The sequence below is a fragment of the Streptomyces sp. NPDC127106 genome (assembly GCF_042677605.1).
Lineage (GTDB): Bacteria > Actinomycetota > Actinomycetes > Streptomycetales > Streptomycetaceae > Streptomyces.
The window spans coordinates 41,174-53,617 of record NZ_JBHXTC010000053.1 but is presented as its reverse complement, the minus strand read 5'-3'; the positions used below and the strand labels follow the sequence as shown (position 1 = coordinate 53,617).

6 protein-coding genes are annotated in these 12,444 nt (G+C 70.5%); 3 read left to right on the top strand and 3 right to left on the bottom strand.

Annotated features, from left to right (window positions below; translation table 11 throughout):
• Positions 1 to 897 precede the first annotated feature (897 nt).
• The 3 genes from ACFVGY_RS30775 (at position 898) to ACFVGY_RS30765 (ending at position 7,387) form a co-directional block, all read left to right on the top strand.
• On the top strand, positions 898 to 5,142 hold the full coding sequence (locus tag ACFVGY_RS30775) for a DUF3560 domain-containing protein (RefSeq protein ID WP_385683461.1): 4,245 nt from the start codon (positions 898 to 900) through the stop codon (positions 5,140 to 5,142).
• Positions 5,139 to 6,239, top strand: coding sequence for a TniQ family protein (locus ACFVGY_RS30770; RefSeq protein WP_385683459.1), 1,101 nt, complete (start codon positions 5,139 to 5,141; stop codon positions 6,237 to 6,239). The genes ACFVGY_RS30775 and ACFVGY_RS30770 overlap by 4 nt, the downstream gene beginning before the upstream one ends.
• A gap of 218 nt (positions 6,240 to 6,457) precedes the next feature.
• Positions 6,458 to 7,387, top strand: a complete 930-nt coding sequence (locus ACFVGY_RS30765) for a hypothetical protein (protein ID WP_385683456.1) — start codon at positions 6,458 to 6,460, stop codon at positions 7,385 to 7,387.
• 1,198 nt (positions 7,388 to 8,585) lie between these two features.
• On the opposite strand, the gene ACFVGY_RS30760 is transcribed toward ACFVGY_RS30765, so the two are convergent.
• The 3 genes from ACFVGY_RS30760 to ACFVGY_RS30750 are packed head-to-tail and all read right to left on the bottom strand — an operon-like array spanning position 8,586 to position 12,227.
• Complete coding sequence (locus ACFVGY_RS30760) at positions 8,586 to 9,677, bottom strand: ParB/RepB/Spo0J family partition protein (RefSeq protein WP_385683453.1); 1,092 nt, start codon at positions 9,675 to 9,677, stop codon at positions 8,586 to 8,588.
• Positions 9,677 to 10,156, bottom strand: a complete 480-nt coding sequence (locus ACFVGY_RS30755; protein ID WP_385683450.1) for a ParA family protein — start codon at positions 10,154 to 10,156, stop codon at positions 9,677 to 9,679. Before ACFVGY_RS30755 ends, ACFVGY_RS30760 begins: the two co-directional genes overlap by 1 nt.
• A complete protein-coding gene (locus ACFVGY_RS30750) occupies positions 10,098 to 12,227 on the bottom strand; it encodes a DUF6884 domain-containing protein (RefSeq protein WP_385683447.1) in 2,130 nt (709 codons plus the stop codon). The genes ACFVGY_RS30755 and ACFVGY_RS30750 overlap by 59 nt, the downstream gene beginning before the upstream one ends.
• Between the last annotated feature and the right edge of the window lie 217 nt (positions 12,228 to 12,444).

Here is a 12,444-nt window from a genome sequence, read left to right as displayed (position 1 = left end):
GTTTGTTGTTGTTTTTTGGTTGTGTTGTGTTTGTTTTTTTTTTACCTCGCCTCGTCGCGTGTTTTCCCCGCTGGCGCGGGGGGGTGTTTTGTGGGGTTTTTTTGTGTTTTTGGTTATCACGTCTTCGTCTGCGGATTGAGTGAGGGAACTAGGTGGAACCCGCCAAACCGTGCACCCCTGTGGACAACGCCGTTTGCCCAGGTCACCCGGCATTTTCGATCATTTTCCGCTCTCAACCCTTCCCCGGAGCGCTCACCGTAACCGCCAAACCGTGCACCCTTTTTCCACATCCTGGAAATCGAACACTCGGAGGGGGGTGCACCGTTTGGCGGGTTCGGGATCTACCTGCGGTGACAGGTGTTCTGACAGTCAGTCATTTGAAAACGATTTCCAACAGTATGTTCGAGTAAGGGACACTTCCAAAGTTTCACCCCTTACCAACTCCCGTCCACGGGAGGCCATTTGGGCGCGTTTCCGCTGGTCAGAACCGTAACCGCCAAACCGTGCACCCCTTTTCCACAGGTCGCACTGACCAGCGCAAACACCACAGGGGGCCCGTGGGGGCATCGAAATGTTGAGCCCGGCTCCAGGGTCCGGCGGGCGTGAGTTAGAGCGCCTGACGGCCGCTCAGGGCCCTTCCGGGCGTACCGCTGGCGATCTACCTCGATCGAGCGGGGGCGCGCGGCCGGTCGGCGGTCGTCGAGGGGTGCGCGGCGGTGGCGGGTTCGGCGGTCAAGGGGCGTGCGGCGGTGGCGGGTTCGGTCACCCACCCCGACATGGCCGCAACCTAACTTGCAGCTCAACTTGCAGTTGAGCTGCAAGTGTCTTAGAGTGGGGACCACACCAACCGCCGCGGACAAGTCGCGGTGGACCGGACTCCCACCAGGAAGGCGCCACATGACGAACCGCCCGATGATCACTACTCCCGCCCTTAATGCGATGTCCGGGCACGGTCTGACGGACGCGCACACGATCCTTGCGGCTGACTCTGAGCTGTACCCGAAGCGTCAGGGCCAGAGTGTGACTCGGCGTGCGGTTGCGTACTCCGTGTACTGCCCGGCCACTGAGCGGTTCTCCCTGGTGACCCTTGACGGTCGGTGGGTCATTCCGGGGCGGGAGGGTTACAAGACGCGGGGCCCGGTGTCGACGTACGCGCGGAAGAACATCGCGGATGTGTGCCCGGACGGGCTGGTGATCCTGGAACCGGTCCGCCACAACGGCCGGTACGCCGTGACCCGCTACGGGCAGCGTAAGGCGGGGGTCTGCCGCCGTCAGATTCACAGCGCTACCAGGGGCGGGTACGGCTACGAGTGCTCGTGCGGCGCCGTTATCAACCCGTCCGATGTGGCGCGCGACGGTTTCACGATCGTGTCTGACGGCCGTTCGGGTACACACGCTGTGGCGTACGCGGTGAAGCCTGAGCACGGGATCCGTTGGTCTGCGGATGTCGCTATGCGCCATGACGCGCCCGTGGTCGTGGCCACGCCGTTCCGTCCCGCTGCTGAGGTGAGCGCGGAGGAGCAGGAGCGCAAGGCCGTTGGGGGCGCGCGTAAGGCGGAGTCTGCGCCTGTGACGGACGCTCCGGGCGAGTCGGCCGCGGATGCTCCGGCGGCGGCTGATGCGCCGTTCGTGGGCCCGTACAGCGTGCGTGAGCGGAAGATTCCGGGTGGCATGTGGGGCGTCGGTGCGCGCCCGTCGCGTTGGGATGTGGTGGACGGGAACGGGCGCGTTGCGTCGGCCGACCACATGAGCGCCCTTGCGGCGAGCGTCCGCATGGACATCCTGAACGGCGAGCACGGGCGGGGGCAGACCCCGGAGACGGCGCCGGAGGGCACCCCGGACAACGCGCGACGTCTGGTGGCCTCGGGTGCCGCGGGGCGCGCGTACGTGACCGGGAACGGCGCGCGGATGCGGATCGAGTCGGCGGACGGTCGGTGTGCGCTCACGCTGAGCACGGTGCCGGATGAGGCACCCGACGAAGCCAAGGCCGGTTTCGCGGCGAAGGCGCGCCAGTTCGCGGACGGGATTCGTAACCGTGCCGAGTCTCCGGCCGTGTTCAAGCCTGCGAAGGTTCAGATGTGGTCGGGCAAGCCTGCGCCGCGTAGGGCGTTCGAGCCCAAGGACTACGCCCCGGGGTCCATGCTCGCGTGGACGGTGGACGGCGTCCGCTACACGGGGCAGGTGTGGGCGACCCGTGTGCAGGGTGGCGACTGGAACCGTAACCACTCGTCCTACAACCCGGGGGAGGCTACGGCCGTCATCGTGGCGACCGTTGACGGCCGGCGGGCGCGCCGGGATGAGGCGGTGGCCGTGCCGCTCTACACGGGGTCTCGCCGGAAGACTGCTTACGCGCATGTGGTGTTCCCCATGGGGCCGATGGACAGTGACGGTCGGGTGCCGCGTTGGCAGGCGGACGTGACCGTTATCGCCCCAGAGTGCGCGAGCGACGGCCTGTTTGAAGTGGCCACCCCCATTGACGAAGTGGACGTGTGGGAGGGCGAGGCGGCGGACGCTGCTCCGGTCGCTACCCAGGGTGCGGCGGACGTCGAGCGTGCCCGTAAGGCGGCCGAGGAGTGGCCGGAAGCGATGGAAGCGCGGTCCCTGGGTGACCGTTACGAGGGAGAGTTCCGGCGGTCCGACCTGCTGTCGGAACTGTCCGTGTGTGGTGAGCGGTTCCCGTTCCGCTTCCACTTCGAGTCGGGGGGCGGCCACACCGTGACCCTTCCGACGGGGGACGTGCGCGGTACGTGGGGGGAGGTCACGGTGGCCGCTATCGCGTACGTGATCGCGGAGCGTCCGGCGGCGGTGCTGCGGGCGGCGGCCGAGACGGCGCGCGTGTACGGCATCCATGCGGAGCGGGCGGCAGAGAAGGCGGAGGAGAACGCGCGGACGGCCGTGTCGGTCGGCATGGCGCGCGCTGCTCTGGACACAGTCCGTGAGTTCGCTCAGCGCATTGATTGGGACGGGTTGACGGATGAGCAGTACGACAGTGCCCGGGGTGCCGTCCGTGAGGCAGAGCAGTGCGCAGAGCGCGCAGAGTCCGCGTACGCGCGGGGGGACGTCGACACGGCCCGTTGGGCCGCTCGCGACGCTCTCGCCGTCGCGCGCTGGTTCGGGCTCGACGCGCCGTCGGCTCAGGAGTGCGCGGAGCGTGCGCCGGAAGCGTGCGCGGTGGCTGGGCCCGTGCGGCCTCAGCCCTCGACGTTCCTGCTGCGCATCACCCGCCCGGGGTGGGAGGGACCGGCCGAGACGGCCGAGTTTCCGGCCGGTAGCGGCATGACGTCGAACGTTTCGGTGGAGGAGATCAAGGGGGGTGCCGTGGCGGAAGCCGCTTCGAGGCCGGCGAATCCCGGAGAATTTGACGCGGACACGTCAAGCGCGACACCCATCCCCGGCGGGGAAGGGGGGATTTCCTCGGAACTTGACGAGGTCACGTCAAGGAAGCGGCGGGAGGTCCGGCAGGCGTGGCGACGGGCCGAGGAGGCCGAGGAGCGCGCCGAGGCGGCGCGGCGACGGGCCGGGGCGCTCCAGGGTGCGGCTGATGTGCACTACGGCCGATTCGCGGGCGGTCAGCCCATCCTGATGAATCACCACTCCGCACGGGGTGCGCTGCGGGACCGGGCCCGGGGGGATGCTGCGACGCGTCGGGCCATCGAGGCGGGGGCCGAGGCGGACCGCGCGGAGAGTGCCGCACGGAAGGCGCGCGCGGCGGCCGAGCTGGCCGAGATCGTGCACGGGCGTTCCCGTCCGTGGGAGCGGGGCGACTTTCAGCGGGGCGACGTCGTCGAGGCCCGCAAGATCTACACGGCCACCTATGTGGTGGTGCGCGCGAACGCCAAGACGGTCACGTTGCGGAACGTGCACACCATTACCGACACCAAGGCGCGGTACGACCAGATCCTTTCGCGCACGCGGGACGGGCAGACCGTGACCAACCCCGGTGAGGCGGACGCGTCGCCGGCGAATCACCCCGAGCACTCCGGAGAGCTTGATGAGAACGCGTCAACGGGCGACAGCCTTTCCGGGGGTAAGGGGGGGTTTTCCCAGGAACTTGACGCGGACGCGTCAAAGGAGACGGTCGCCCCCCTGGGCGACGTGATCAGCGACCCCGGCGCGGTCGACGCCTGGGAGAGCGAGGGCGGCGCCGTGCCCGGCGTCGCCACCCCGGCCGCCCCGCCGGCGGACGAGCTCACCGCGACGGCGAGCGAGGACGAGGACCAGGAGGACGACGAGGACGCCGCCGCGCACGCGGCGGCGGCCGGACACCCCGCGTTCGTCGAGTGCGTGACCGTGGCCGAGCGGACAGACCCGCGCACCGGACGACCGAAGGGCGGGAACGCGTTCAGCGCGGACAAGCCGTCGCCGTGCATCACGGCCACCGCGTACGGGTGGAAGGACGAGGAGAGCGGCGAGCGCCTCGACCAAGCGACGATCGGTCGACTCGTCGGCTTCCCGTCCGCCTACCCGTGGCGCCACGTCGGGCGCGGCGCGGGCATCCGCAACAACGCGCAGCAGGCGGCCGACGCGGTGTGCCCCATGGTGGCGGCGGCGGTGATCGGGCGAGCGCTGGACGTCGACGAGTGGGAGACCCGAGCGCGCGCGTACGCCGATGCCCTGTACCGTCCCGGCGCCCGCCCGGCGCCGCCGCTCGCGCTGCCTCGGCCGCGTCCGGCCGTCGAGGCGGTGGGCCCGGTGGCGGTCGAGGCGACGGCCCCGGCGGAGGGCCGGACCTGGTGCATGGCCGTCCCGGCAGGCCGGGCGGCAGCGGTGGCGGCCGTCGGGGGACTCGCGGGGGCGCCTGTCTCGGGCCCCCTGTCGCGTCGCGCTCAGGGGTGGGGGTGCGGGGGTGTTTTCCCAGGTCACAGCGCACGACAGGACGCCACGCGACAGGGGGCGCGACAGGCCACGCGACAGGGGTCCGGGCCCGAGTGCGGGGGCCGCGGGCCGCCCCGCCGGCCCGGCCGGGCCCCGGCCGGTAGCGCAACCCGTCGATACCGAAACTTGACAGGAGCACATCAAAAACGAGACACCCCTCGCCGGATCGAGCCCCCGAGCCCGCCCCGCCCCGGCGCGCACGGCAGGGTGAGCACCGACCGAACCCGACCCCCCTCGACCCCCGCCTATGGCACCGTGCCGACATGACCGGCGCAGCACTCGCACCCCTCACACCGAGGGACCTCCCCATTCGCGTCCCGCTGATCCACGGCGAGACAACCGCCTCGTACCTCACCCGCACCGCCCACGCCAACGGCCTACCGCTCCCCCGCCTCCTCGACGCCCTCGGCGGCGGACACGAGCTCCCCGACGACGGCCTCGCACCGCAGCGCGAGGAGGTCACCCTTCCCGCCCAGGCCCTCGACCGCCTCGCGCTCCTGGTGGACCGCGACGCCGACCAGCTCGCCCGCGCGCTCCCCGGCCTCTCCCCCGAGCGCACCGCCGGCGGCAAGGCCGTGCACATCGAGCCGTGGCCCGACGAGCTCGGCGCAACTCCCCTGCCCGCCTGCCCCCTGTGCATGGAACCCGGGGCGTGGCTCACGCCAGACGGGCGCCGGTGGCGGCCGTGCGGATGCGGCCGACGCTGGATGGCCAGTGATGACGGCGGGTACCTCGTCGACACCGCCCCCCTTCCGGACCTCGGCCGGGCACTGCTGCGACACCGCGCGCTCGTGCACCGCCTCGGGCCGACCGGTGACGCCCTCGCCGCCGACGCCCATCAGGTCATGCTCTGGTGGTGGGTCAGTGGGCAGGTGGCCGCCCAGACATGGCGAGAGCGTGAGGACGCCCTCGGCCTCTCCCGCCACCGCCGCCGGGCCGCGCCCGTCGTTGTCTACCCCGAGACCATCACCCTCGCCGATTCCATGTGGACATGGGAGGAGCGGCGCCGGAAGCCGGGCGCCTCGCCCGAGAAGTGGATCGAGGAAGTCGGCCGACTCATCGCCCCCACCGGAGTAATCAGCCGGCGGGAGCGCGCACCGCTGAACTACTGGCTTGAGCAGCACCGCCCGGAACCCGCGGGCCGCGTACCGGGGCGCACCACCGCCGAGCGCCGATGGAACCGCCTCCCCGGCCTCCATCAGCCCCCGACAGATCACCACCTGTTCCGTGCGCCGTCGTGCCTGATGTGGGTCTACGGCCTGCCGCTCACGTCGACCACGACCGTTTGCCCGCGCTGCGACGGCCGCGCCCCGAGCTGCCGATGGGTGGCCTTCCCCGGGTGTACCGGCCTGCTCGGAAAGTAGGGCGCTCGACGGATCGTCAGCCGACTGTCTGCGCGGTGCGCTACGGTCTCCCCAGGGCAGACACCGCCGCCCCTACCGCCGCCCGCGCGCCCACGCCGCGCCGAGGCACCGACGGTACGAAGGTCCCACGGGATACCGGGCGATGACGTGAGCTGACGATCCGTCCCACAGTCCGGGCGGGTGGCGTGGGGACCGAGGCCCGGATGGGGAAGGACGCCATGCCAAGGCGCAACGCCCACCAGAAGGCCGCGCGGGAGCTCCAGGCCGCCGAGGGCATCGGGTATCAGGAAGCGCTCAACCGTGTGAGGGCCGCAGCCGAACCCGCCACCGAACCGCCGGCGCCCGTACCGGCCGCCGTCGCGTACGTGCTCGAACCGACCTCGGCCGAGGCCGCGCTCGGCATCACCGCCGAGGAGCTCGGCGTCCGCGCGCTCCCCTCCGATGCCACCCCGGCGCAGCGGGCCCACGCCGAGGCCGTGTGGCGGCCCGAGACCGATCCCGCCAAGCCGTGTCGATGCTCCGGACGGAACTGCCACCACGGGGCGCCGTGCGCAGAGGAGGACTACGAACCCCCGTGCACGGGGCGCATGGTTCACGTCGACCGCCACCCGGGCTCGATGTTCGAGCTCACGGCCTGGTACGACGTCCACGAATGCGACGGGTGCGGGGAACGGTTCGAGACCACGGTCATGCTTCCTGGCCTCCCGTGGGGCGAGGTCCGCAACCGGGAGGAGGTCGACGGCGAGCGGTACACCGGAGTCATGGGCGAGGACCGCGTGACCGTGATCTACAGCGGGATTCGACACCCCAACTTCCCCGATCGCACCCCCGGCGAGGGTGACGAGGACGAGCACGACCTCGACCCCGACGACTACCCCACCCCCGAGGATCACTACTACGGCGACGAGGGTCAGGAGGATGAGGACCGCCTCGCCAACGAGGACCAGGAGGAGGCGCCCGACTATTTCGACGACGGCCCCGAGGGGGACCTCGACTCTCTCGGTGCACCCCCCGTTAGTTACGACGACGGGCCCGGCGAGACCGAGCTCGGGCGGCCCTCCCGGGTGCTAGTGGTTGACCACGACTCGCAGCCGACGGCCGCCGACTGGTCCTCGGCCTCGGACCTCGCCAACGCGCAGCCCTCGTGAGGCGTGGGCCCCTCGGCTACTACGAGGACCCTGAGATGCACATGTACGACTGTCCCGGGACCGGCCCCGGCGGGCGCGGTTGTGAGACATGCGAGGGTTGGGAGGGCCGTTCGTTCGAGTGCATCCGCGCCGAGCTCGAAGGCTCGCCCCCGCCCGTGTCCGCCCCGCGGTGGGCCCCCAGCAGGCTGGAGCGGTCCGAGGGCCCCCACCGCAACGGAGAGTGCGAGCGGGACCTCTACGAGGGCGATGTCTGCACCTGCGGTGCCCCTGACGACTACGACCGGGAGCCCGCAAACATGGCCGACCTAGAGGATGGGATCGACCCCAGTTGGTGAGGACTCTCTGAACACCGGCCCCCGCCGCAGCTTGCGGCGGGGGCCTTCCGCTGCCTGAAATCCGTTCGCGTCCCGCCGGGACCGGTGACAGGGTCGTATGTCCCCAGCTCACAAACAATGAGCAGAGCACATAGGCCCAGGTGGCAAGGGGGTGCACCGTTTGGCGGGCTCGGTGCGCAGGGGGTGCACGGAATGGCGGGTTCGGTGGGCAAGGGGGTGCACGGAATGGCGGGTTCGGTCTGACCTGGACTTTCTCCTCTCTATCGCAGCCGGAACGGGCGGGAAAGCCCTTGCCGTGGCGGGCTCGGTGCACGGGTGGCGGGTTGTCCTGGGCGAGGGCCGCCGGCGGTGCACTTGCCGGGCTGGGCGTGGGACCCATGGATGCAGCAGGAGGCGCACGCCTGGTGTGCGGGCATGGACGGGGCCGCCCTCGATCCCACATGGCGCACCCCGGGGTGGGCGTACGTGGGCCTACCCGTCGGGGCAGAGGCCGCGGCGCGCATCATGGGCGAAGCTGGCGGGCCTCTCCTGCATGGCCGTGCGAGTTTGATCTCCTCGACGGTTGAGCGGTGGATGCGCGACGGTATCCCCGACGGTCTCCTCGTCGACATAGGCCGCCCCATTCCCCGGCCCCGCCCTGAGCCTCGGCCGGGTTCGGCCGGGGGTGCACGGTCGACGCCGGTGACTGTGGCGGGTTCGGTGACCGGCCGCCGCGATGCCGGGCAGAGGGACCCGCCGCACCCTGGGAGGTATGCACGGGGCCGCCGTGGGCCGCTCGCGTTTGGTGGCTTCCGGCATGGCGGACATGCCACAGCCCCGGGGCTCGGGAGCTCCGGGGCTGTCGGCGTGCTGGTGGGTCGGCGTCAGGACGAGGAGTCCGCCGCTTCCTGTCGTAGTCGGTCGAGAGTCTCCCTCATGACTTCTTCAGGCGTGCGGCCGGTGGCTGTGGCGCGCTCGATGAACAGACTCGATAGGTGCCGGACTGCCTCCTCGGGCATGAGCCATGCGGACATCTCGGCGTCGGCCTCGGCGCCCGCGTTCCCGGCCTCGGTCGCTCTCGCAGCGCTCGCCGGCGGAGAGCTCTCGGACCGTGGTTCGGGTACCGGCGCACCGGGCGGATTTTCCGCGGAAAATTCCTCACCCGTCGAGGTCTCGGGTCCGTCCGTCGACTCCGAGGGCGGAGCCTCGGGGGCACTCGGCGGCGCGACCTCTTCGCGAACCTTGCGCCGGGCCTCCTTGCGGGCCTTACTTGCCGCGGCATCGTCGGCCAGTAGATCAGCGAGAGCCTGCCGCTGCTCGCGGATACCCATGTCGCTGATGCCCTTTACCGACCCGAGGCGTCGAGCAACGTTGATGGAGAGACCCTCACCGCCGCTCGCCTTGGCGCGTACCTCCTGCTGTAGCTCGGGGTGGAGCTTCAGCAGGTTCTTACGCTGCGAGATCCAAGGCTGAGACCATCCCTCAGCCTCCGCGGCCTCCTTCGCCGTCGGGTACTGGGCGACGATCTCCATAACGGCCTTGGCCTCTTCGATCGGGTCGAAGTCCTTGCGGCCGGTGTTCTCGTCGTACGCTGCGCGAAGAACCGACGCCCTCGACGTCGCAATGCCGTCGTCGACAACGACGAGGAGCTCGTCGCGTCCGTACTTCTTGGCAGCGGCCTGACGGCGGTTGCCGTTGATGATGACAACGTCGTCCGGTCCGGCGCCGAGGCGCTCCCGGTCCTCCGGCCAGAGTCGTAGGTACGCCCTGGGAGTGATGGCAAGGCAGCTTTGGAGCTGCCTTGCCTTGATGCCTGCGAGGTCCGACAGGTCACCGAGTTCGTCCCGTGGGTTGCGCGGGTTAGGTAGACACCGGTCGGTAGCGATCCAACGGGCCGGGGGGCCAGGGGTGACGCCCGGCTCGTCCGCGACCTCGTCGTCTGCCATATCGGCGAAGGAGACAAGGCGACCGGCCATCAGCGCCCTCCGTAACCAAGCTCAAGGGAAAGACGGAAGAAGTCTTCCCGCGCCCGGTAGGCCGTTCCGCTTTCCTTGTAGTGCGTCACGACGGTGCCCTCTGCGATGGCGCGAGAGTGGATCTTGTACCTGCGTACGACCGTCCGCGTCATGGGCCACTGCTTCCGCTCGATGTACGCCTTGGTGTCATCGAGGTCCGCTGTGCCGTCGCGCGGGTCCCACCCGTTGATGAGCACCCGGTACGGGATGCCCAGAGGCTCAATCACGTTCTTGATGGTCCTGGCCGTGGGGTTGAAACAGAGGGGCTCAGTGATCATCGGCACGAGGACGTCGTCCGCGATTTCGAGGGCCCGGTCGAGGATTTCCTGATCCGCCAGGGTGCCCGGTGTGTCGATGAAGATGTGTTCGTACCCTTCGGTTTCACCGAGGACCGAGTACGTGCACGCCGCGAGGTTGACGGTGGTGGTGGTCTTCCCCACGCCGCCCTTCTGGTTGGCGACGACGTGGATCTTCGCCCCCGTGTCCTTCAACTTCGCGAGCTTGTCGGCCTCGTGATGCGCGGCCATGAAGTCGAAGGGGAGTTTGTCGCCCACCCTCTTCGCCCAGTCGACGGCTGAGCCCTGGGGGTCTGTCGAGACGACAAGTACAGATGACTGCATGGATGATGTTCCGTTCTGTCCGTAGGCTTCCCGAGGCGTTGCGCCCCGGTACTCCGGAGGTCCGCCGCGCCGAGTTGGCGTGATGGACCGAGACAGCATCCCAGAAGATCGACGCGCGGCGCTTCGCTGTGCCGGTCAGGCGCCGCGATTTTCCGCGGAAAATCGCGGCACCGAACCAGGTTCGGTTGGTTGTGGGGGCTGTCCCATGCCGCCCTTGCGTGGCGCGGCAGACGTCGCCCTGCCGCACGAGGTGGCAGCCGGCGACGGGACGCGGGACCTTTTGACAGGCCGAAGGGACCAGCTCGACCGGCCGCACCGAGGCGGTGAACCCGAGGGACCCCGCGTCCTCCTGGACCTGGCTCTCGACGACGTCCCGAGTCGCGGTGCCTACCGCCTCGACGAAGTCGTCCGCGCGGGTCGGGTCATAGATGGCGGCGAGCCGGGCGAGTTGCTCGCCAATCCCCCGTGCGCCTGCGAGCGGAGCGGCGACGTCGTCCCAGACCTCCCCGGCGAGCTCGACGTACGCCCGGCCGCCGAGCACCGTCACGGCCGCGCCCGAGATCCCGAGCTCGTGCGCCTGCCGGCGCAGGGTCTCGCCGTCGACTGTGCCCGGATCACCGGCCCGAAGGTCGTAGTTCAAGAGGTGACGGTCGAGCTTGACAAGCCCGTACTTGGCCGACAGGATCAGCACCCGCCCGGACCGGCCGCCCTGGGTGAGGACGTCGGCCGCCCGGCGCATCGCCCGGTGGTAGCTACCCACGTACAGCTCACCGGCCCGCGCGCCGATCACCGGCTCGCCCTTGCGGATGCCGTCGGCATACACCGCCTTCCGGCCCCCGCACGCCACGATCACGACGCGCTCGCGCTCCTCGGCCGCCGCCCGGCGGCGGCCCGCCGCGGTGATCCGGACCTCTCCCGCGTCGAGCTTCCACACCGCCTCGGCCACAGGCACCGTACGGCCCTGGGGGCGCGTCCACGCGATCAGCCCGGCCGCCCCCAGCCCGCGCGCGGTCCGCAGGTTCACAGCCGCGGGGAGGTAACCCTCAGGGTGCGCGGCAGCGGTGTGCAGCCAACGGCGCTGTACCGGAGTGAGCTCGACGGCGGGGAGCTCCTCGCCCTCCTGGTCCTCGACGACGTCCTCGGCCGCGGCCTCCTCGACCGGCGCCTCGTCCGCCGGGAGCTCCTCACCGTCGAGGGCGGCGAACAGGCGAGCGCTGCGGCGACGCTCAGCGGCTCGCAGCTCGGCGAGCTCACGCTCGAACGCCTCGGCGGCCGGGTCCGGGGTGCGGTCCGCGGCGGCGAGGAGCTCCTCGGCCTCGGCCTCGTCGTGCATCGCGTACAGGGACACCGGGCCCTCGGCCTTGACGACGTCCCATGCGATGCGGGCGGCCTGATCCCACATCGGTGCGGCCGGGTCGACGTACCGGGGAAGGGAGGAGATCCCGAAAGCGTCCGCGACGGCCGCGAACGCCTCGACGCGGAACCGGCGGGCGTACGCGCGGCGCCCGCCGGCATCCGTGTATTCGAGGGCCTCCTCACCGGCCACGCTGCGGGCCCACCGGCCGTAGGTGCGGGCGGCCTTGGTGGCGAGGGCCTCGACGCGGGCGAGGTAGCGCGGGACGGCGGACAGGTAGCGGGCGACGCGCTCGGGGTCGCCGGACACGTCGAGGTGCAGCTCGTCGGGCGTCGGCAGGGGAGCGTCAGAACCGGCCGGGTTGTAATGCAGGGTCCTGTACGGGTGGCGGGCCTCTACCCGATAGACGGCCGCGAGGCGACGGACGGCGGCGGCGCGGACCTTCCCCTTTCCGGCCGCTCGATCGAAGTCGAGGGCGGCCTCGGCGCGGCCACGGTCGATGGTGATCCGGCTCCGGGTGGCGTACTCGGCAGGCATTCGGCGTCTCCTGGTGTCGGTTGCGGGATCACCACCCTTTCAGGGTCGCAGTTAAACTGCAAGTCTCACTCAAAGTTGAACGTGAAGTTTGCCGTAGTGGAGTCCAGCGAGGGCGGGGCACATGGCATAGGGGAGGGGGGGGGGGGGGGGAGCCCCCCCCCCCCCCCCCAACAAGAGCAGACACACACAGACAGACCCCCACCCCCCGCGGCGGCTC

Excerpts from the sequence above, each read along its gene's own strand:
- ACFVGY_RS30760 (WP_385683453.1), bottom strand. The coding sequence starts at position 9,677 with ATGGCCGGTCGCCTTGTCTCCTTCGCCGATATGGCAGACGACGAGGTC.
- ACFVGY_RS30770 (WP_385683459.1), top strand. The coding sequence starts at position 5,139 with ATGACCGGCGCAGCACTCGCACCCCTCACACCGAGGGACCTCCCCATT.
- ACFVGY_RS30775 (WP_385683461.1), top strand. The coding sequence starts at position 898 with ATGACGAACCGCCCGATGATCACTACTCCCGCCCTTAATGCGATGTCC.
- ACFVGY_RS30765 (WP_385683456.1), top strand. The coding sequence starts at position 6,458 with ATGCCAAGGCGCAACGCCCACCAGAAGGCCGCGCGGGAGCTCCAGGCC.
- ACFVGY_RS30750 (WP_385683447.1), bottom strand. The coding sequence starts at position 12,227 with ATGCCTGCCGAGTACGCCACCCGGAGCCGGATCACCATCGACCGTGGC.